We start from the raw sequence: 21,735 nt of genomic DNA on the forward strand, positions 1-21,735 counted from the left end.
CCTCCCATATTAACAATTCTATACTCCAACCATGCCAGTTAATTCCATGTTATCTTTAAGCTTTCTTTCAAATAATGCTTTATCAATACCTAGTACTTCGAATACATTTTCACTAAATTTACCAATATAAATCTCTTCTAAAACATCCCAAGCATATTTTTCAGCTATATGTGCAATACATGTAATTTCCTTATTTATAATATTGTCGTCAAAAGGATTATGATGATAAATTGCGGCCTCAACAACAGGAATAGGTATATCCCACCATCTTAATAAATATCCTCCTATCTCCTGATGATTTGTTCCAAACACTTTGTTTTCAAGTTCTGTTATGTCCTCACCTTTTTTCTTTATACTATCAAACATCTCTATATATGTATCTTTATAAAAATTTATCATAAATACAATCCCAACATTACATAAGAGCCCTGCAGTCATCGCTATTTCTGGAATTTTCTTATTTAAAAATTCATTGTATATTATATTAAATATTCTATTTGATACAAATGATTGCTTCCATAATAAAGCTAATCTTTTACTATACCTAGGATCAAATTTCAAGCTATCAATAAAAGCTGAAGCAATAACTATATTTTTTATATTATCAACTCCGAGGTAAGAAACCGCTCTTTGTACAGAACCAGTTTTTATACCATAGTAGGATGAATTGACAATGTGAAGTAACTTACTCGCAATAGAATAATCGCCTTCTATGGCTTCAACTATTTTATGGATCTCTTTTTCGCTATCTATTGTTTTTATAATCTTCTCATAAGAAGGTTTAATTGTTGGTAGTTCTTCCGCTTTATTTATAAGTTTTAAAATATTATTATTCTTCAATACTTTTTCAAGTTGAAGTACCTTTTCTAAAGTGTTTATAAGTACATCATTTTCCCATGGTTTTAAGATATATAGCTTTGCAATGTTTTTTTGTAATGCCTCAAAAACAACTTTTTCATCTGAAAATCCACTTAATATTATACGAATTATATCTGGATATAATTCTTTTACTTTACTAAGCAATTCATATCCTGACATATAAGGCATTTTCATATCACTTACTATAATATCAATCTCTTCATCTTTTAAAATATTTAAGGCTTCCTCACCACTTTGAGCAGTAATCACATCATATTTTGAATCAACAAAAAGTCTTCTGCAAGCTTTTAATATTTGAGCTTCATCATCAACAAAAAGAATTTTCTCCAATTTCTGCTTTACCTTCTTTCATAAAAATTAATAATTGATTTAATCACCTCTCAATTTTCTTTTTATCCATTTATGTCTATAATCATATATTTCTACATTTTCAGAGCATACCCTCTTGAAAGTTTTATTTAAATTTCTACAAAATTTTTATTTTAATAATATTTTTATAGACATTCTTGTCGTATCATGTTACAATTAATACATACAAAAGATATTACTCCCCTCTCTTGTGAGTATTAATAACAGAAGATAAAGATGCAGTCATTTTTACATGACTGCATTATTTTTTTAACATTTTTCTGATATTTATTGATTAAGTTTAAAATTTAAGTATATTCCTTTAATTTTAGAAAAGTAATTTTTTGTTATTATTATTGATTTAACTTTTATGTAACGATATAATTTTTATTAGAGGATAATAATATTATGAGAAATATTAATGAAAAATATAAAACAACCTTTATAATAATTACTCATGATAATAGGATTGCCAACAAGACCAACAGAATAATCGAAATATCTGATGGAAAAATAATATGAATAAAAATTTAAATAGAAAGTGGATTAGTTACTCGTTAATGTCGTAACTAATCCATTTTTTCACTTAAATTCTTTTAAATTTATTTTATAAAAATATTTTCCCCTATTAGAAAATCCATTTTGTACTATATTCTTCTATCATAGGAAGTATGCTTGAATCAACTCCAAGTTTAGCAACTCCATTTTCATATGTAAAAATAGGAATATTCTTCTGCCAACTAGCTTCCATCGTATCATTTGTCAACCTATTCATTGGTTCTCCACAGCAAATCATTTTTCCTGCTGAATTTTTTATTGATACAACCAAGTTAGAACATTTTTTACAAATATAATATCTATATTCACCCATACCTTATTTCTCCCTTTTTACACCATAACTTTTGTAATTCTTAAAATAATATATTTATGCTCATCTTAACGTTAAAATATATTACCTAAATTTTTGCCATCCAAAGACCGTGTAAATTGCAATAAGCATACACAGCTATTGGTTTATCCTCTCCTAAGCAAAAGGATGCTTTAGGTTCATCACCTGACTTTAAAATCTTTCTATGCCCACCATTTTCAGTTTTCAAGAAAACCCACTCAATATAATGTTCTGCTTCCATTGGATGTAAAACCGAACCAACTTCAACATTAACAACTCCATTTTCATATGTAACAGCAGGTACATGCTTTTCAACACTAGCTTCAACTGTTCCTGGCTCTAATAATGTCATTGGTTCACCACAACATGTTATCTTTACTCCTGAATCTTTTATTGATGCTACCATATTACCACAATGTTTACATACATAAAATTTTTGTTCTTCCATAATTTAATTCTCCCCCCTAAATATTATAATTAATAATTTTTAGCTTTTTCTTGAAAATAACTTTTTGGATGTTCACATACTGGGCACATTTCAGGTGCTTTCTTCCCAATATGGATATATCCACAATTAGCGCATTCCCAAATCACATCTCCATCCTTTGAAAATACCAAATCACCTTCAACATTAGCAATAAGCTTTCTATATCGTTCCTCATGTTCTTTTTCAATTTTAGCAACCTGTTCAAACAAATATGCAATTCTATCAAACCCCTCTTCTTTGGCTTCTTTTGCAAAAGTTACATACATATCTGTCCATTCATAATGTTCTCCTTCAGCTGCTGATTTTAGATTATCTGCTGTAGTTCCTATTCCTTCTAAAAGCTTAAACCAAATTTTAGCATGCTCTTTTTCGTTATTTGCAGTTTCTTCAAAAATAGATGCAATTTGTACAAAACCGTCTTTTTTGGCTTTTGATGCAAAATAACTATACTTATTTCTTGCTTGTGATTCTCCTGCAAAAGCTGCTAATAAATTTGCTTCTGTTTTTGTTCCTTTTAAATTGTCCATATTCTTCAACCCCCTCAAGTTTGATTTATATATATAATACCATAAAAGACACTTTTTTCACAATATTCTGTAAATTTATTTATAATATACTTTTATTGGTATAAATTAGTAGATGAATTTTCCATTACACATTTTAAAGTGCAATCTAATTTTGAAGCAATTTTATGTTCATGCATACATTCATAAGCATCATATACATACAATATACTTGATTTACTATTTTTCATGAATTTATTTATAGTGACTTTCAAATCTAAAATATATTTTTGTACACTTGTATTAGTTATATGCAATGGTTCAATTATCCAATTTACTCCACTTTGTTTCTTTTTATAATTTGAAGAAAATAAGTCTGATGTTTCATTCAATCGATACTCATCTTCGCCTAAAATTATATCCTCCAAAGCCTTTAGTTTAATATTATCAATATTAACTCTATTTATTATAAGTGTTTTAATTAAATTTTCATAAAGTTCTTCTTCCATAATAATATAAATTAACTTATCATTTTTAATTGCTTCACTTATATAATAAAATAAATTCAAAAATAAGTGTTGCTTTCCATAGTAATATAAAATTTCATATGCCTTAAATGTATACTTTTTATTAAACTTATACAAATTGTTGGTTTCACAAAAAACACAATTAGCTATCATATCGTCAAGAAACTGACTTAGATAAATTACCTCATCATCCAACAAATTATAATTTGTTTTAACAATAATATTCTCCAATCTTTCTTTGTATTTTTCAATATTGCAATTTGTATTGCAATCATCACATAAAATTCTCATAATACCCCCCCAATACTTCTTTTATACCACATAAATCCATTTTTAATACAACCATATACTTTTGATATTACATCATTAATAGGTAATTAAATTTATTTATATCTGCCTCACTTTTCCCATTTATTCTCAATTGCTTTTATTACTGTTGGATTAAAAAATTAATATTAGTTTAATATTGATTTATTTATAAAACGAAATACACTTGATAAAATTAATAAGTCAAGCGTATTTCGTCTATAAAATTTAATTTTATACCAATTTAAGTCTTATTTAGTTATTTAAATTTATATATTTATCCTCTGATTGACTTTAATAAAAATTCTCCAAATTCCTTATCTAACTCCAATATATGCCTTCTATATCCATTAAACATTTTTTGATATGTATTAGCCACAAACAAAGGAGACATACTTCCATTTTCAACGAGACACTTTAATTTATCTAATTCACTTAAAACCTTTTTATGTTCCTTTACTATTGTTTTGTACTTAGGATATTTATATTGCTTTTGAATTGCTTCCTCTTCTTTAAAATGTCTGCTAATAAATTTTTCTGTCTCATCAAATGCCTTTAAAATTACTTTTTTGCTCTTATTTTGTTTCATAAAAAACAATAATTCACTAATACAATTAAGTATTTCTTTATGTTGACGGTCAATATTTCCAATTCCTATAGATAAATTATCATCCCAAATTGAGTTCATAAATAGTATTATGATTTCATCATTAACATTTGCTTTTTTTCCCATAATAGCCAATGAATCTTCATTAAAATCATCAAAAAACGTCTTAAACCCAGGATGAATTTTTTTAAACAAATTATACTGTAACCCAGCATTCTTATTTTCTAAAATTTCATACATTTATTCATACCTCCCATAAATTTTATTAATTCTCAATACCTTATGAATTTAAATTTCTACATATCATGATTATTTCCTTTTACTTTCATTTCATAACTTTTACTTTAATTTCCACACTTTTCTCCACATTATGCTACTTTTTTTATATTTTTTTTATTTTATAGGGCTGGTTTCATGGATTTAATCACTATTTTTGAGCTATATTGTATTAATTTGTATTAATATTTTTCATCAAATTTGTAATTGAATTAAAAAAACAGAACTTTTTAAATAAGTTCTGTTAATCACATTTTCTAAAAATGCTCCTTAATACCAATAATAATAATAATAATTTAAATGGAAAAATAATATGAATCTAATAAATAATATTCTTTATATTTAAAAGCCAGCTTCCTTAACATATTTTTTATTACTTTAATAGATATTTTACCTTGCTCATATTTATCAACATTTTTCAAAAAAATTTCTTTTTCTTTTAAACTTGCTTTATTTTTAAAGTATCCCCAAATATGCATTGCAGCATTAATTGAATTTCCAATTGTATATTCTTGTTTTATTGCTTCATCAATATAATTATAAAATTTAACTACAGGATACTCCTTCTTATCTTTAAGTAACTTCCTTATATCAAGATAAATTTTAGGTGAGCTTTCTAGGACTTTATATTTATATCTACTCCATTCCGCTTCTAACTTATTAATTGATTTATCTTTTGTTATAGAATTTATACATTTGACTGCTGAAAGATTTTTATCTTTAACTTCAAGCATTATATCAATATCATCTCTTTCTAATCCTTTATAAAAATCAACAAAACTCTCTACTTCTATTGTATTAGAATGTGACCCAGGTTTCTTTAAAATATCCTGCTGTGAATAATGAATTTTTTGAGTCCCATCTTTTTCTCCCCATGTTTTTTTGCATTCATTTATCCAATACAATTCACTTTTTATATTTGAATATGGATTAATTTTATTATGTAAATTATCAAAAATAACTGGTATATTTAACTTGTTCCCTATTTCTAGTACATCATTTATGTTATAAGATTTATCATCATTTTCAATAACCAATCTTTGCTTGATTCCATTTTCCAATAATGCATAGTTATCTATAAATCTTTTTATTGCTGATTTCTTATCATTATATACTCCACCTATATGTAATATTATTTTGCTTTCTTCATTAACTCCAAGACAATCTAAGACTTTATTATGATAATTTAAATCTATCATTGCCCTTTTTACTACATCTTCACTAGGAGAATTGAGTACAGTATATTGACCTGGATGCATTGAAACTCTTATGCTATTTTTTCTTATTTCCTTTCCTATTTTCGCAAACTCTTCTCCAAAAATATCCCACCATGGCAAATTATTTAGTGGACTTGAACCAAAAGGAATTAAATCAGAACTAATTCTAAAAAGTTTAATATTATTTTCAATATTATACTTAATTATATTATGAAGAGATTTTAAATTATTCTCTGTTACTTCTATTAGCTTTTCATCATTTGCACTTTTAGCTGTGCAGCTTTTTAAATTAGCGTTCAAAACTCCTATTGTTAAACAAGCATAACCAATTTTCAATGTTTCCAGCTCCTTTTCTTAAGATTACTTTAACTAGCTAAAGACACCTTGAATAGGTATTGATTTCACTTCAACCTCTCCAGTAGCTGTATGAGCTATTAATGTTCTAGAAACCCTTCCTCCTGTATTAACTATTTCATATCTTAGATTCATATCATTTAATATTTCTTTGATAACAGCTAAATTCCTTTCTCCAACTTTGAAACGATCCTCTAATTCTGAATCAACTCCACCATATAACGATATTTTAAAATCTTTCAAGTTACAATTATACTTTAGCTTCATTTCATTAATAACATTATAAACAGCCCTATCAGCATATTTTGCTGTTCTATACGCTTCATCATCAACATCAGTTGAAGCATTAGGCAGCAAAACATGAGCCATTGCAAGTATCTTTTTGTTTTGATCATAAATTACCATAGCTACACAAGTTGATAAAGCAAAGGTTTTAACAATATCTTCATTATTTGTTGAGATTATATATTCCCCAATTCCAACTATATATTCCATAAACCCACCCCTATACTTTGTATTTTATAACGCTATAATCTGTAAATCACTCGAAATATCTTTGAATATATCATCTATTATTTTAATTTTTAGTACTCAATATTTAAAACTCGGTTGTATTAAAATAGTGTATTACTAAATATATTTAGACTAATTATAGCATAAAATAAACATTCTAGACTACTTTTAAGATGTTACTCAACAATAAACTCTATAGAGAGAAAAGATATTACAAAATTGTTAAAACTACTGTTAAACATTGACAATATGTTATATCAAATGTATAATTTCCACTATGTTGCAATTAGAATCTAATTTTCCAAAAAATAACTGTACTAAGGAGATAAAAAATATGAATATTAAAAAGAAATTTGTTACTCTTGTTTTAACATTCGCAATGATATTAAGTTTTATTCCAACTTTGAATGTTCAAGCTGCAACGACAGATTATAAGTTAATATCTGAAAGTGAAGTAACTTCAAAAGAGGCAAAGAATTGGGCAAAATCCAAAGGTGCATCAAGTGATTTTTTAAAGCTAGCTGACCTTTATTTTAAATATTCATCAGATCATGGTGATGTAAATCCTGCAATTGCTTATGTACAAGCTGCAGTAGAAACTGGATATGGAAATTTTGGCGGTGTTCTTGATTCAAGTTATTATAACCCATGTGGCTTAAAAAAGTCATCTGGATCAGGTACTGATAAAGATACTTATCAAAAATTTGATAGCTGGGATGAAGGTGTACAGGCCCATTTAGACCATTTGGCATTATTAGCTGGCGTTAAGGGTTATCCAAGAGATAGTTCTTATGATGAAAAACAATCATCAAGTCTTAAAGGTAAAGCTATCAAGATAAGTGATCTTAGCGGAATTTGGGCTACAAATACATCTTATGGAGATCAAATAATTAATTTATATAAAGACTTAATAAATTCAACTAAAGACAATACAAACATTGACTCAAAGGATAATTCGTCACCAAATCCTGGTAAACCTGAGACTATCCCAAATTCTCCAAACATAACAACTGTTGTTGGAATCAATAATTCTCCAGTTAATATTACTTCAACTATAGGCTGGAGACAAATCTATGGTTCTTGGTATTATTACACTTCTGATAAAAACAAGGCTAAGGGATGGATTAAACCTGATAACTATTGGTATTACTTACAAGATGATGGCACAATGGCAACAGGATGGATTCAATTAAGCGGAACTTGGTATTATCTCGATGATTCAGGCGCAATGATTATAGGCTGGAGGTATCTAGGTGGCTGTTGGTATTATCTTCAAGGTGATGGAAGTATGGTAACTGGATTAAGGAAGATAGATGGTAAGAATTACCTCTTTGATCCTAGTGGTGAAATGTTAAAAGGATGGAAATTGCTAGACAATCATTGGTATTATTTCAATTCAGATGGAAGTATGGCAACAGGTTGGATTAAAGATAATAACTTAAGTTATTATTTATATGAAACTGGTGCAATGGCTAAAGGCTGGATTACTATTAATGGAGTCTGGTACTATTTTAAAGATAATGGCTCTATGCAAAAAGGATGGTTTACAGCATCCAATGGAGATTTATATTATTTAGATATGAGCACAGGAAAAATGCTTACAAATACAACAGTTGACCCTTATATAATAGGAGCTGATGGAAAAGCTATAAAAAAATCAACTTCAGATACAAATAATTCTTCAAGTAATTCAAAAACTGATACTACTCCTAGCAATACAAATGCATCTACTAACTCAAATTTGATATATGCTATAGATATTAGTAATCATGATGGAAATATAGATTTTAGTAAAGTTAAATATTCTGGTACGAAATATGTATATATTAAAGCTACTGAAGGCACAACTTTTGTTGATCCTTATTTATCAACTTATTATACTAATGCTCAAAATGTTGGTATAAAAACAGGCTTTTATCACTTTTTGGTTGGGACAAGTGCTCCTGAAACACAAGAACAAAATTTTTATAACAACATAAAAAATAAAAAAAGTGATCTTAAGCCTTGTTTAGACATAGAAACTTCTGGATTTAATGTTTCTGATTATGCTGTAAGGTTTATAAATGAATTTAAAAGAATAAGTAATATGAATATATGCATTTATACGTATTCTAATTTTATTAGTAACTTAGATGGACGTTTATCTAGTTATCCATTATGGGAAGCAAATTATAATAATACTGCCTTTAAAAATCTACCATCTAATTCAATTTGGACAAGCAGAATTGGACATCAATTTACTGATTCTGGAAAAATAAACGGAATTAATGCTAATGTTGATTTAGACGCATTTACTCAAGACATTTTAAACTAATAATATTAAATTCTGTTTAATAAAATTCATATTATTTGGGAAGCATATCTTTGGAGGTGATCTCATGATAGTAAGAGATATAATGTCAAAAGATATAGTAAGTTTAAATTCAGAAGACTCTATTGAAAGAGCTGCCCAGATTATGAGTCAATTTGATGTAGGTTCTGTGCCAGTATGCAAAAATGAAGAATTAGTTGGAATAGTTACAGATAGAGATATTACATTAAGATCTGTAGCGCCAGGTGGGTTTTCAAATGAACAAAAAATAAAAGATGTTATGACATCAAATCCTGTTACTGGAAATCCTAACATGAATATTCATGATGCAGCAAAAATAATGAGCGAGCAACAGATACGAAGATTACCTATTATCGAAAATAATCATTTAGTTGGTATACTTTCTCTTGGAGATATCTCAGTAGAACCTTCTTTACAAAATAATGCAGAAGAAGCTCTAAAAAATATTTCTGAACCAACAAAAAATCAACTGTAATTAATACGAAGCTAATAAAATTCCTAACTATAATAATTCAAAAAAGGCTTATCTTACTTTAAGATAAGCCTTTTTTATGTTCTAACACTTCTTAAATCATTTTAATACTTTGTTAATAAATATTTTGACTAGGTCAGGATCAAATTGACTTCCAGCATTATTCTTCAATTCTTCTATTGCTGCTTCTTTAGAAAGTATATCTTTATAGCATCGTTCACTTACCATTGCATCATACGCATCAGCTATAGTTATAATTCTTGAAATAAAAGGTATCTCTTCTCCCTTCAATCCTTTTGGATATCCACTTCCATCCCATCTCTCATGATGATATAATATATAATTTGCTATTTCAGTCATATCATCCACTGTACTAATCATTCTATATCCAATTTCTGAATGACGTTTAACTTCTTCCCATTCATCCGCTGTAAGTTTGCCTGGTTTATTTATTGTTCTTTCATCAACGATTATTTTTCCTATATCATGCAATTCACCTGCTGAAACCAATTTATTAATTTCATTTATAGGTAACTCTAAAGCTTCCCCAACTCTTTTGCACAAAGCTGAAACTCTAAATGAATGCTCACTTTCAATTTTACTTTTCTCTCTAAGAGTATTGATTACCGTTTTAATTGTTCTCCCTCTCATACTTTGACTTTCAAATACCTTTTTCCCATACATTGTATCTTCTGCTTTCTTAAATACATCTTCAATTTTCTCTTCGTCATTATACTTACATCCATACCCTAAGGAGATTGAAACCTCTACTGATCCAACTTTTTCTTTTGCTAATAATGACATAATGTTATTAATTATTTTGCAAGCTTCCTTTTCATCAGTTTTAGGCGATATAATAACAAACTCATCCCCAGCTAGCCTTGCAACAATATCATCTTCTCTACTGCCAAGCTTCATCATCTTACCAACTCTTTTAATCACTTCATCTCCCATTGCATGTCCAAAGGAATCATTTATTAATTTCAAGCCATTTAAATCTCCCATTATAAGAGTTATTGGTAGATTTGATCTTGTATTAATTCTTGCCAATTCTTCTTCAAAAAATCTTCTATTATATAATCCAGTTAATTGATCATGATAACTCAAATAAATAATTTCTTCTTTCCGCTTCATAAGATCAATAGCGTTTTTTATCTTTAGAGGTAACGAAATTTTAATTGCTTCCTCGGTTAATGGTTTTGCAAAATAATCAAATGCCCCAAGACTTAAAGCCTTTTCTACTGCTGCTTTATCCGATATACCAGTACATACAATTACTGGTATATCCATCAAATTACAATCTTCCTTAATTTCTTGTAATACCTGAAATCCATTTTTTTGAGGCATCATTACATCTAATACACATGCATGTATATTGTTTTCTAAAAGTTTTTTGGAAATATCCAAGCCATTGTCCACTTCAAATATGTTTATATCATCTAGCCTATTCTTAATTGCTTGATTTATAATTTTTCTTTCGATTGAAGAATCATCAATAATTAGTATATTCCCTCTCATAAATTTACTCACCCACTCTCATTACAATAATTTGTTTAATAAATTTTCAGCTTTTTGTATTAATTCGATCAATAAATCTTTTGAACCTATTTTTGCTTTTTCTTCTGCTTCCACTGCAATTTTAGCTATATCATTAGCTCTCACAGTTCCAGCAGAACCTTTTAATTTATGTAAATTCGTACGTGCTTCAATTAAATTATCTTTGGCTATATTGTCTTTTATTTCAGTTAATAATTTTTCTGCCTGTATACAAAAGTCTTCAACCAATTCTCGGCAAAATTCTTCATCAAAACCTGATTCCTCAGTAAGAAGCTTAACAATATCATCAAAAGAAGAATCTTTATTCTTATTAATTCTATCTTCACTTGAATCACTGGAATTTTTTAAAGTTCTATTATCATCAGTTTTACTGTGCTTTTGTAACATTTCTACCATCTGTTCAAATACAAAAGGCTTACTTAAATAATCATCCATTCCAGCTTTAAAACATTCATTTGCATCTCCTTTCATAGAATGTGCGGTCATTGCTATTATTGTTGTGTGTTTTGAACCAACTTCTAATTGACGTATTTTTCTTGTTGCTTCATAGCCGTCCATTTCTGGCATTTGACAATCCATAAAAATTATATGATAATCTTTAATTTTACAAGCATTCAATGCTTCTAAACCATTAACTGCAATATCACAAGATAATCCTATTAGCTTTAAACTATTAGTAAAGAACCTTCTATTAATTTCATTGTCTTCAACTAATAATATTCTTAAATCACTCTCCTCCATAAATTTGATATCAGTCATATTTTTATCTTCTTCTTTTAAATTAAATATTTCTTCTTCACTAGGATTATTTAATATCAAATTATAATAAAATGTTGTACCTTCATCTTTTTTGCTTATAACTCCGATTGTCCCTCCCATAAGCTCAACTATTTTCTTACATATTGCGAGACCTAATCCAGTACCACCATATTTTCTAGTCGATGAGGAATCAGCTTGACTAAATGGTTTGAATAATTTAGCCATTTCATGTTCATTCATGCCTATTCCAGTATCTCTAACCTTAAAATAAATTTCTGTATCGACTTCAGTTTGATTAATTAATGAAGCTTCAACAAGAATTTCTCCTTCATTTGTGAATTTAACAGCATTACTAATTAAATTACTTATAACCTGCCTTAACTTTGTTGAGTCACCCTTCAAAAAATTAGGAATTCTTGAATCTATAGATAAATTTAATTTAATTTCCTTCTCCTTTGCTCTTCCATTAAACAAGAATACCGTTCTCTCAATTATGGTAATAATATTAAAAGGAATATTTTCAAGTTCCATTTTTCCAGCTTCAATTTTAGAAATATCCAATATATCATTAATCACTGCCAGCAAAGTCTCAGATGAAACCTTAATTGTATCAATAAATTCTCTTTGAGACGTATTTAAATCAGTTTTCTCTAAAAGACTTAAAAATCCAACTACTCCATTCATAGGCGTCCTTATTTCATGGCTCATGTTTGCTAAAAATTCACTTTTAGCTCTGTTCGCTTCTTCAGCAATATCTTTAGCTGCAATTAATTCATTGGTTCTTTCATTAATCTTGTCTTCCAGATTATTTATCAATGAATATAATTCCTCTGCCATATGATTAAAAGCCGTAGATAATTTTCCAACTTCATCATTTCGAAAAATTTTGGCTCTTTCAGATAAATCTCCTTTTGAAAATTTATCCGCTGAAATAGTCAATTCTTCAATAGGTCTTAAAATAAATTTAGTACTTTGTAGATGAATTATTATTGCTAAAGCAAGTGCTGTTATACTAAGAAAAATTGCAATATTAATGGAATTAGTAATTTCTTTTGTAAAGACACTTTCAGGCATTGAAGTTACTATAAGCCAATCTAGTCCTTCTTTTTCATATTCAAAAATTTTTATATGATAAGTTTCATTTCCAATTTTTGTTACAAAGGTGGTATTAGAAGTATTTTTATAATTTTCGTATGCATCATTTATTGATTTATCACTAAATTCTCCAATTAGTGTTCTTTTTATATTTCCATCTGATAGCTTCTCAAAATTAGGCTTTTCTAAAGAATTTGCTACTAAGTATCCAGAGTTATTTTCAATTATGTATGCTGTTGCTGATTTATTGTCTGCTATTTTTTTTAAAGATTCATTAAGAGTTGAAAGAGTTATGTGCGTTCCCATTACCCCTTGAATTGTACCGTCTTTATTGTAAATAGGATATGCTGCCGATAAAGCCAAGTCATCTTTTATAAAATGTTTATAAATATCGGAAAATACAGTCTTTTTTTGTTCTTTTGCTTGTATATACCAATCCCTTGTTCTAGGATCAAAGTTACCATAATCCTTTACAAAAGTTCCTTCTGATAAATCATTATTTACGCTATAGTACATTGAATGACCATTGGTATCAGCATTACTTCTATAAATTTCTATTTGATCATTTTCATTTTTTCGTGCTCCATAATATTCCCCATTTTCTGTTCCAAAACTAAAGCTATAAATTTCATCATTCCCTGATTTAACAACCCCTGCAAAAAACTTATCTCTTTGCTTTTCATTATGTATATCAATTACTTTATTTTCAATCATACTATGATTAATTTCATTGTTATACAAAGGTATAGAAAATAGTAATTGTATTTCGTTGAAAATATCCTTGTTTGTATCCTCCTGAATATTTTCTATTGTAGTTTTTTCTGAAAGATTCCAGTTTCTAAATACAATAAACGTTATAATTCCAATAGTTGTAGTCATTAATGCTATAAATAAAGCACTAATTAAAATTCTTAATGAGCATGTTCTACTGAAGATTACAATTTTTTTTAATATAGGTATCCTAGACATAATCACCCTCCCCATATATAACCTCTCAATATTCTAGCCACAATGTTTATAGTAATTAATGACAGATTTATCTTATAATTATTTTATTGGATAAGTATTGTTTTAATTATAGCATTTTGTCAAATATTATTGCAACAGCATTGATATTCTTTAATATAATTATAATTATACAAAAACCCCCGAAAAATCGGGGGTTCTTATATAATATTTAATTTTTTTAGATAACCTTATCTTAAGTTTATCTAAATAGAAAGTTATCATGATGTCACTGCCAAAATTATATTGTTTTTTGATTAGTACCAAAACTAATAGTACTAAACTCGTTGATGGTTACACTTTTTTGCTTGACAATCTATGCTGTTTAATTTTGAACATTCTTAACGCGGTTTTCTGCTTTTAACATAACTTTCCGTCTATTACGACTGTTTTACTTTTTTTCATACATTCAATTGTAACTACAAGTTGCAACTATAATTGAAAACTACTGCGCATTAAATTCAGATCTTTTCATCCAAATTATTTTACTGGAACATTAACATTTGCACAATTATGTTATTTATTTCCTAATACTGTGACATGAACTGTTTTTGTACCCCAATTATTACATTCACTAGAACTATTAAAGTATACATCTATTATATTTCCTTTTATTGCTCCACCTGTATCGGCTGCAATTGCATATCCATATCCTTCAATATATAAATGCGATCCTAACGGTATTACATTTGGATCTACTGCCACTGTGCTAAGTCCACTTGGATCTCTTTGCACTGGTAATCCACTTGCTGTAATGTTTCCAGTTCCTCCAGTATATGCTGTTGCTGAACAAATCAATGCTCTGTTTGCTGTTGCTGCATTAGCTACGTTTACTAATGATATAGCTTTTGCGCCTAAACAAATGCTTAAAGCCATTCCAAAAGCAATTGACTTTTTCATAATGTTTGTCCATTTAAAATTCTTTGACATTTAATCTCTCCTTTTCAATTCGCAAACCATCTTTCATATTATATCACACTTTTTCAGTGTAAACGTATTTAAATTGCATTTTTTTTATTTTTTTAGTATTTTTAATAGAGTTTGTTAATTTTTTAAGCAAATTGCTTAATTTTGAAAAAATATCAATGCTCATTGATTAGCTTATTTTAACCAACGAGCATTGATGTTTATCTTCATTTTTACTTTAATTTTCCCATTTGACTAATTACCATATTATAATATTGGCCTTTTAAATCCATAAGAGCTTCATGATTTCCGCTTTCCAATATTTTTCCATCCCCAATAACCATAATTTTATCTGCATCTCTTATAGTAGATAAACGATGGGCTATTAAAAAACTTGTTCGATTTTTCATTAAACTTACCAAAGCACGCTGAATATCTTTTTCTGTTTTAGTATCAACACTGCTGGTTGCCTCATCTAAAATTAAAATAGGACTATCACATAATACTGCTCTAGCAATTGCAACTAATTGGCGCTGTCCCTGACTTAGATTATCGGTTGATCCAGACACCCTTGTATTATATCCCTTTGGCAATTTATCAATAAAGTCATGAGCCCGAGCAATTTTAGCTGCTGCTATCACTTGTTCATCCGTTGCATTAATTTGTGAATATCGAATGTTATCCATAATTGTACCAGTGAAAAAACAAGTATCTTGAAGTACAACTGAGAAACACTTTCTAAGACTATTCCTCTTTATATTTGTAATTGGTTCATTATCAATTAAAATTTGTCCGCTCAAAGCATCATAGAAACGTATCAGAAGATTAACAATAGTGGTCTTTCCAGCACCAGTTTCTCCAACTAATGCAACTGTCTCTCCCGGCTCAACCTTAAAGCTTACATCCTTTAATATAGTTCTAGACTTATCATATGAAAAACACACATTATCAAAGACAACTTTACCTTTCGGCTCTATAATTTCAATTGCATTTTCTAAATCAGCAGGTTCTTCTTCACTATCTAAAATTTCAAATACACGTTCAGCTCCTGCTAATGCTGACTGAATTGTATTAAACATTCCTGCAATAGAATTTAATGGCATAGAAAATTGTTTCGAATAACTCAAGAAACTAACTACAGTTCCAACAGATACTCCATATCCAACTGATAATATCCCTCCAACGATTGCAACTATTGCAAAGATTAAATTATTGATAACATTCATAATAGGCATCATATATCCAGACCATATTTGAGCTTTAGTACTGCTTTCGTATAATTTTTCGTTAATAGTTGAAAACTGCTTTAAAATATCCTGTTGTTTTCCAAAAGCTTTTACCATTTTTAACCCTAATATATTTTCCTCTATAACTCCATTAAGGCTCCCTAAACTCCTTTGCTGTGCTGAAAAATGAGATCGGCTATTTCTAGCAATTGCCCTCGTTAAAAGCATAACTAAAGGAATACATAATAAAACAACTAAAGTTAAAAAAACATTAAGTGATATCATTATTATTAATGCTCCAGCTAAAGTTAATATACTTGATATTAATTGGGTAGTTGTTTGTGCAATAGTAGAACTTATGTTATCTGCATCATTTGTAATTCTGCTCATAGTATCACCATGAGAACGAGTATCAAAAAATTTTAAAGGAAGCTTCTGTAGTTTTTGAAAAAATTCAGTTCGTACTGCAAACACAAGTTTTTGCGAAACCTTTAGCATAATAACACCATTTACAGATGAAATAAGCCAATTTATCAAGTATAAAATTGTAATTGTTCCCAAAAACCAAATAAGTAGTTTTGTATCTACTGTTCTAGTTTCAATATTAAAAGTATTAAAAGCTTTTCCTATGTAATATGGAATCGAAACTGAAATTAATGAAGATATAATTGTTAATACTATGGCTGCAAAGATAGTTTTTCCCCACCTCATATATATCTTAATTATTCGCATTAATGTGCCCTTTGCATTTTTAGGTTTCTCAGTTGGACCAAAACGATTCCTTCCGCCTCCTTTTGGTCTTCCGCCCATAGTAGGTGCTTTTACTTCTGAGTTAGAAAATTGCGTTGCCATAACTTACACCTCCTTACTGCTCTCTATTTGGGTTTTATAGATATCTCTGTATATTTCACAATTCAGCATAAGCTCTTCATGAGTTCCATATCCAACCTTCCTACCATTGTCCATAACTAATATTTTATCTGCAAACATGGCTGTTCCACATCTTTGAGTAATAGTTATTATAGTTTGATTTCTTATCTTAGAATTTAAACCTTCCCTAACCATTGCTTCTGTCACTGCATCAAGAGCGCTAGTTGCGTCATCAAGAATCAATACAGAAGAATCTTTAAGAATTCCACGAGCAATAGAAATACGCTGCTTTTGCCCACCTGAAACATTAACTCCTGCATTTCCCAAAATACTTTCATAACCATCCTGCATTTTTTCAATAAAACCAGCTTGCGCTATATCTATAGCTTGATTAAACAGTTCAAAATCCGCCTCTTTATTTCCCCATTTGATATTTTCAGAAACTGTTCCAGAAAAAAGCATAGGTTTTTGAGGAACAATAGCTATATTATCACGGACTCTTTCAATATCTAACGCTCTTATATCATGTCCATTAGCTAAAATTTTTCCATTTGTTACATCATAAAATCTTAAAAGTAACCAGGCAATTGTAGACTTTCCACTTCCAGTTGGTCCAATTATAGCTAAATTCTCCCCATGATTAATGGAAAAGGACAAATCTTTTATTGCAGGCATCCCACTTCCATTGGGATATGCAAAAGTAACATTTTCAAATTTAATATCTCCATTTATTTTCTCAAATCCACTTACTTTATCAACTCCATTGTCCTTATCCCTTTTGTCTATTTTAGTTCTTTGACTAAAGTCACCTTCACAATCAAAAACTTCTTTAATACGAGCATTAGAAGCCTTTGTTCTAACAAAAGTATTAAATATATTAGTTATCATGATTAATGAGGTTAATATTTGAGCCATATAAATTGTAAAAGCAGTAATATCTCCTGGATTTGCAAGGTTAAGTGCAAACATATTACTTCCTACAAAAATTACAATTACTGTACCAATTCCAACTGTAAGTGTTATAAGTGGAGAAACAAAAGTAACAATTAATTGAGATGATATACCTTTCTCCATAAGATTCATGTTTACATTTCCAAACTTTTCAGCTTCCTTATCATATGTTCCAAAGGCTTTAATCAAACGCACTCCTATAAGATATTCCTGCACAATTGCATTTACCTCATCCATTGCCTTCTGCAGCTTATAAAAACGTGGATAACTAAATTTCATACTTCCTATAATAAGAATTCCAACTATTGCAACAACACCGTAAATAATAATGCTAAGTTTTAAGTTTAGAATACTTGCAAATATAATACTACCCATACAAGTAATAGGTGCTTTTAAAAAAATCCTCATAATTCCATTAACAAATTGTACTATTTGAGAGGTATCATTTGTCATACGTGTAATAAGGGAACCACTTTCAATTTTATCAGCACTTACTTCAGAGAAATATATTATCTTTTCAAACAAATCATATCTTAATTCTGCTCCCATACGCTGTGATACCTTACTAGCTAAAATATTTCTGGTAACAGCAAAGCATGCCCCGATTGCAGTCACCAAAAGCATAAGTATTCCCCAATAATAGACTTTGTAAAGAGCACCTTGTTCTATACCAGTATTAATTATATTTGACATTAAAGTCGGACCAAGCAAATCACAAATTGCTTCACAAACAACACAAAAAACAGCAATTAAGAATGGTAATTTATACTTATTAAAATACTTACTATATAATTTCATATTATTTAACCTTTCTTTTGTTCTAATCGATAATATTAATTTAATTAAGTACTTAAAGATTTCCAAGGAAAATCAACATGCTTCAATAATTGATTATTAAACATTGATAATTACAATTTTATTTTTTAGAAATGGATAATATAAAATCAGTAATCATGAATTTAAAACTATCTTCTAGATTTATTGGATTTTGAAAATATCCATGAGAGCTTAAAGAAACAAAACCATGCAATAAACTTCTCAAAGCTCTACTTTTATGAATTATTTGGGCTTGATCTTCCATATAGAACTCCAAAATCTTGCGAATTATTGTAGTTGTTTCTTTTGATAATCGTTTCACTTCATCATTTTCTGTGCTTGGTATATTCATATAAAGTCTGTAACCAGACTTATTTTCTACTGCAAATTCTCTATAAACATACGAAAATTCAATAATAGCTGCTTCACCGCTTTTACCAATTAATCTTTCCATTAATCTAGAGTTAAGTTTATTTAAAAAATGAATTGTCATTTTAATTTTCAAATCTTCTATATTATCAAAATGATTATATAAGGATGGATATTTTATTTCCAATTTTTCTGCAATCTTTTGAAATGAGATTTGATTTAACCCAATTTCATCAGCTAAAGAAAAAGCAGTTTCAATAATTTTCTCCTTAGTCAAATTTCGCTTTTGCACCATTTAATCGCCCCTTAAAATTTTAATTAATAAAAATAGTTTATCACGATAAATTATTTTTATCAAACATCAAATTATAAGAATAAACTATTTTTTATAGTTTACAAATTATATTTAATAGTTTATTCTTATAATGATAAGTATTATAAATATAAATAGGCATAATGAAGCCTTAACTTAAAATATAGCTTAAGAATCTTCTTTGTAATGCCCTAAAATTAAGATAAAGGATTAGATGTTTTATGAAAATGTGGAAAAGAAATTTGATAGTTTGTTGGTTTGGAATGTTTGTTACTGGTGTTGGCTTAAGCCAAATAGCACCTATACTTCCCCTTTATATTAATAAACTTGGTGTTAGTGATCCAGCCTTAGTTTCAAAATTTTCAGGAATCGCTTTTGGAGTAACTTTTATATCTCTAGCTATTTTTTCACCAATTTGGGGACAAGCTGCTGATAGAGTTGGAAGAAAACCAATGCTACTTAGAGCCAGCCTTGGTATGACAATAATTATAAGCTGTATGGGCTTTGCTCCAAATGTCTATGCATTAATAGGACTTAGATTACTTCAAGGTATAATATCAGGTTATAGTACAGCCTGCACAACCTTAATAGCAACTCAAACAGAAAAGGAACATGCTGGATATGCCTTAGGAACTCTTTCAACAGCTAATATTGCAGGATCTTTACTAGGTCCAACTCTAGGAGGTTTTATTGAAGAAAGCTTTGGCTTGCAAAATGTATTTTTTTTAACAGGCGGGTTACTTTTCATTGCATTTATTACAACTGCTTTATTTGTTAAGGAATCCTTCACTCGTTCAGATAAAAAAGTTCAAAGCATGAAGGAAGTATGGGATACTATTCCTTACAAAAATTTAACCATTACTCTTTTTGTAACTTTTTTCATCTTAACTGTAGCCCTATATTCAGTAGAGCCTATTATTACAGTATATGTTTCTCAACTTTCAATAAATTCAAAACATGTTTCCATGCTTGCTGGAATAACCTTTTCTGCATCTGGTCTAGCAAATATCCTTGCTGCTCCAAAGCTTGGAAAATTATCTGATAAAATAGGAACACACAAAATTATTTTAACAGCACTTATATTAGCTGGAATTATCTTTATACCTCAAGCTTTTGTAAAAAGTACTTGGCAGTTAATGTTCCTTAGATTTTTGTTAGGTTTAACTGCTGCTGGATTAACACCATCTATAAATATTCTAATAAAAAAAATCACACCATCAAATCTTATAGGAAGAGTTTTTGGATTTACTATGTCAGCTGCTTATCTTGGTACTTTTGCAGGTTCAATTTTGGGTGGTCAGATAGCAGGAACTTTAGGGATAAGATATGTATTTTTTGTTACAAGTGCATTATTACTAATAAATGCTGTATGGGTTTATTTTAATGTCTATAAGAAACTTAATTCAAATTATCAATTTCATGATAAAAATAATCAAACTAAACTTGGAACTATAAATAAACAATTCCAACATTGAGAACACAAATTTAAACGACGTGCTTTTTACACGTCGTTTAATTTATTAAAAATATTAATCTAAATCTTTCAATACTGCTCTATACATGTCTTGTAAGGCCATAAATTGGCCACCAATATAAAAACCTGCATCATATAAATTTACATGTTGTATTTTTATAATAACTGGAATAGTTACTTTATTATAATTAAATGCGATTTCCAGCATATCATTTACTTTCATTCTTTCATTTGATATGAAACCTATACCTGAAATCGAAAGGTCAACTCCCTGAACCTCGATATCAACCTTTTTTGAATTTATACTTTCGATTTTAAATTTATTATCATATTTATATCTTTTATTAACTCTACGCTCTTTTTTAAATATCTGTTCTTTTCCGTTAATAAAACTATATTCTTTCATATTTATATATTCGTTCCTTTCATTTATTAATGCAGTTAAATATATTCTATCATATTTATGTTAACTATAGATGTAAATTATTTGTTTTATATCTTAATATTCTATGCTGCTCATTAATTATAAATTCCTTTATAAAAAAATACAACATTATGTTAAAACCAAATACCTAAAATTATTTATGTATATTATAGATATCCAAATTAAAAATCAAACTTATAAATGGAATATACATGCATCATTGAGAAATTATAATCGTAACACTACACTAGAAATCAGAT

The 21,735-nt window shown here is 28.5% G+C and carries 18 protein-coding genes and 1 pseudogene; 4 read left to right on the forward strand and 15 right to left on the reverse strand.

What is annotated here, in order from left to right; translation table 11 throughout:
• Positions 1 to 18: 18 nt before the first annotated feature.
• Positions 19 to 1,209 carry an HDOD domain-containing protein gene (locus tag L3B98_RS26365; protein ID WP_238918900.1) on the reverse strand — a complete coding sequence of 397 codons (1,191 nt, stop codon included), beginning with the start codon at positions 1,207 to 1,209 and terminating at the stop codon, positions 19 to 21.
• A gap of 420 nt (positions 1,210 to 1,629) precedes the next feature.
• Here L3B98_RS26365 and lolD point away from each other — a divergent pair.
• Positions 1,630 to 1,749 (forward strand): annotated as a pseudogene (gene lolD, locus L3B98_RS26370) (lipoprotein-releasing ABC transporter ATP-binding protein LolD); the annotation flags it as partial.
• Between the two features lie 106 nt (positions 1,750 to 1,855).
• Here lolD and L3B98_RS26375 read toward each other — a convergent pair.
• The 7 genes from L3B98_RS26375 to L3B98_RS26405 form a co-directional block, all read right to left on the reverse strand.
• Positions 1,856 to 2,098, reverse strand: a complete 243-nt coding sequence (locus L3B98_RS26375; RefSeq protein ID WP_238918901.1) for a desulfoferrodoxin — start codon at positions 2,096 to 2,098, stop codon at positions 1,856 to 1,858.
• A gap of 85 nt (positions 2,099 to 2,183) precedes the next feature.
• Positions 2,184 to 2,564 (reverse strand): desulfoferrodoxin family protein, encoded by a 381-nt coding sequence (locus L3B98_RS26380; protein WP_077362551.1) that lies wholly within the window; start codon positions 2,562 to 2,564, stop codon positions 2,184 to 2,186.
• Positions 2,565 to 2,593: 29 nt separating this feature from the next.
• A complete protein-coding gene (gene rbr, locus L3B98_RS26385; RefSeq protein WP_015392522.1) occupies positions 2,594 to 3,130 on the reverse strand; it encodes a rubrerythrin in 537 nt (178 codons plus the stop codon).
• A gap of 92 nt (positions 3,131 to 3,222) precedes the next feature.
• Entirely contained in the window at positions 3,223 to 3,924 is a 702-nt protein-coding gene (locus tag L3B98_RS26390; RefSeq protein WP_077362549.1) for an MEDS domain-containing protein, read from the reverse strand.
• Between the two features lie 292 nt (positions 3,925 to 4,216).
• The gene (locus L3B98_RS26395; RefSeq protein WP_077362547.1) at positions 4,217 to 4,786 is read right to left on the reverse strand and encodes a hemerythrin family protein; all 570 of its coding nucleotides are present in this window, start codon (positions 4,784 to 4,786) and stop codon (positions 4,217 to 4,219) included.
• A 332-nt stretch (positions 4,787 to 5,118) separates the two neighbouring features.
• Positions 5,119 to 6,375 carry a UV DNA damage repair endonuclease UvsE gene (uvsE, locus tag L3B98_RS26400; RefSeq protein ID WP_238918902.1) on the reverse strand — a complete coding sequence of 419 codons (1,257 nt, stop codon included), beginning with the start codon at positions 6,373 to 6,375 and terminating at the stop codon, positions 5,119 to 5,121.
• A 33-nt stretch (positions 6,376 to 6,408) separates the two neighbouring features.
• Complete coding sequence (locus L3B98_RS26405) at positions 6,409 to 6,888, reverse strand: chemotaxis protein CheD (RefSeq protein WP_077362543.1); 480 nt, start codon at positions 6,886 to 6,888, stop codon at positions 6,409 to 6,411.
• A gap of 352 nt (positions 6,889 to 7,240) precedes the next feature.
• Between L3B98_RS26405 and L3B98_RS26415 the strand changes: the two genes are divergently transcribed.
• Complete coding sequence (locus tag L3B98_RS26415; RefSeq protein ID WP_343073711.1) at positions 7,241 to 9,220, forward strand: GH25 family lysozyme; 1,980 nt, start codon at positions 7,241 to 7,243, stop codon at positions 9,218 to 9,220.
• A gap of 64 nt (positions 9,221 to 9,284) precedes the next feature.
• The gene (locus L3B98_RS26420; RefSeq protein ID WP_238918903.1) at positions 9,285 to 9,713 is read left to right on the forward strand and encodes a CBS domain-containing protein; all 429 of its coding nucleotides are present in this window, start codon (positions 9,285 to 9,287) and stop codon (positions 9,711 to 9,713) included.
• 96 nt (positions 9,714 to 9,809) lie between these two features.
• Here L3B98_RS26420 and L3B98_RS26425 read toward each other — a convergent pair whose 3' ends face one another.
• From L3B98_RS26425 to L3B98_RS26450, 6 genes are all read right to left on the reverse strand, one after another.
• Positions 9,810 to 11,228 (reverse strand): HD domain-containing phosphohydrolase, encoded by a 1,419-nt coding sequence (locus tag L3B98_RS26425; protein ID WP_238918904.1) that lies wholly within the window; start codon positions 11,226 to 11,228, stop codon positions 9,810 to 9,812.
• A 21-nt stretch (positions 11,229 to 11,249) separates the two neighbouring features.
• Complete coding sequence (locus L3B98_RS26430) at positions 11,250 to 14,090, reverse strand: hybrid sensor histidine kinase/response regulator (RefSeq protein WP_238918905.1); 2,841 nt, start codon at positions 14,088 to 14,090, stop codon at positions 11,250 to 11,252.
• Positions 14,091 to 14,642: 552 nt separating this feature from the next.
• Positions 14,643 to 15,056 carry a 3D domain-containing protein gene (locus tag L3B98_RS26435; protein WP_238918906.1) on the reverse strand — a complete coding sequence of 138 codons (414 nt, stop codon included), beginning with the start codon at positions 15,054 to 15,056 and terminating at the stop codon, positions 14,643 to 14,645.
• 209 nt (positions 15,057 to 15,265) lie between these two features.
• A complete protein-coding gene (locus tag L3B98_RS26440) occupies positions 15,266 to 17,110 on the reverse strand; it encodes an ABC transporter ATP-binding protein (RefSeq protein ID WP_238918907.1) in 1,845 nt (614 codons plus the stop codon).
• 3 nt (positions 17,111 to 17,113) lie between these two features.
• Positions 17,114 to 18,877 (reverse strand): ABC transporter ATP-binding protein, encoded by a 1,764-nt coding sequence (locus L3B98_RS26445; protein ID WP_238918908.1) that lies wholly within the window; start codon positions 18,875 to 18,877, stop codon positions 17,114 to 17,116.
• Positions 18,878 to 18,995: 118 nt separating this feature from the next.
• On the reverse strand, positions 18,996 to 19,559 hold the full coding sequence (locus tag L3B98_RS26450) for a TetR/AcrR family transcriptional regulator (RefSeq protein WP_238918909.1): 564 nt from the start codon (positions 19,557 to 19,559) through the stop codon (positions 18,996 to 18,998).
• 239 nt (positions 19,560 to 19,798) lie between these two features.
• On the opposite strand from L3B98_RS26450, the gene L3B98_RS26455 reads away from it, so the two are divergent.
• Positions 19,799 to 21,052, forward strand: coding sequence for a multidrug efflux MFS transporter (locus L3B98_RS26455; RefSeq protein ID WP_015392509.1), 1,254 nt, complete (start codon positions 19,799 to 19,801; stop codon positions 21,050 to 21,052).
• 54 nt (positions 21,053 to 21,106) lie between these two features.
• On the opposite strand, the gene L3B98_RS26460 is transcribed toward L3B98_RS26455, so the two are convergent.
• Entirely contained in the window at positions 21,107 to 21,457 is a 351-nt protein-coding gene (locus L3B98_RS26460; protein ID WP_015392508.1) for a PilZ domain-containing protein, read from the reverse strand.
• Positions 21,458 to 21,735 lie beyond the last annotated feature (278 nt).

Source organism: Clostridium sp. YIM B02555 (assembly GCF_022320955.1).
Lineage (GTDB): Bacteria > Bacillota > Clostridia > Clostridiales > Clostridiaceae > Clostridium > Clostridium saccharoperbutylacetonicum.

Coding starts and splice junctions, on each gene's coding strand:
- L3B98_RS26445 (WP_238918908.1), bottom strand. CDS start 18,877: ATGAAATTATATAGTAAGTATTTTAATAAGTATAAATTACCATTCTTA.
- L3B98_RS26375 (WP_238918901.1), bottom strand. CDS start 2,098: ATGGGTGAATATAGATATTATATTTGTAAAAAATGTTCTAACTTGGTT.
- L3B98_RS26405 (WP_077362543.1), bottom strand. CDS start 6,888: ATGGAATATATAGTTGGAATTGGGGAATATATAATCTCAACAAATAAT.
- L3B98_RS26415 (WP_343073711.1), top strand. CDS start 7,241: ATGAATATTAAAAAGAAATTTGTTACTCTTGTTTTAACATTCGCAATG.
- L3B98_RS26395 (WP_077362547.1), bottom strand. CDS start 4,786: ATGTATGAAATTTTAGAAAATAAGAATGCTGGGTTACAGTATAATTTG.
- L3B98_RS26425 (WP_238918904.1), bottom strand. CDS start 11,228: ATGAGAGGGAATATACTAATTATTGATGATTCTTCAATCGAAAGAAAA.
- L3B98_RS26435 (WP_238918906.1), bottom strand. CDS start 15,056: ATGTCAAAGAATTTTAAATGGACAAACATTATGAAAAAGTCAATTGCT.
- L3B98_RS26390 (WP_077362549.1), bottom strand. CDS start 3,924: ATGAGAATTTTATGTGATGATTGCAATACAAATTGCAATATTGAAAAA.
- L3B98_RS26450 (WP_238918909.1), bottom strand. CDS start 19,559: ATGGTGCAAAAGCGAAATTTGACTAAGGAGAAAATTATTGAAACTGCT.
- L3B98_RS26455 (WP_015392509.1), top strand. CDS start 19,799: ATGAAAATGTGGAAAAGAAATTTGATAGTTTGTTGGTTTGGAATGTTT.
- L3B98_RS26420 (WP_238918903.1), top strand. CDS start 9,285: ATGATAGTAAGAGATATAATGTCAAAAGATATAGTAAGTTTAAATTCA.
- rbr (WP_015392522.1), bottom strand. CDS start 3,130: ATGGACAATTTAAAAGGAACAAAAACAGAAGCAAATTTATTAGCAGCT.
- L3B98_RS26460 (WP_015392508.1), bottom strand. CDS start 21,457: ATGAAAGAATATAGTTTTATTAACGGAAAAGAACAGATATTTAAAAAA.
- L3B98_RS26430 (WP_238918905.1), bottom strand. CDS start 14,090: ATGTCTAGGATACCTATATTAAAAAAAATTGTAATCTTCAGTAGAACA.
- L3B98_RS26440 (WP_238918907.1), bottom strand. CDS start 17,110: ATGGCAACGCAATTTTCTAACTCAGAAGTAAAAGCACCTACTATGGGC.
- L3B98_RS26380 (WP_077362551.1), bottom strand. CDS start 2,564: ATGGAAGAACAAAAATTTTATGTATGTAAACATTGTGGTAATATGGTA.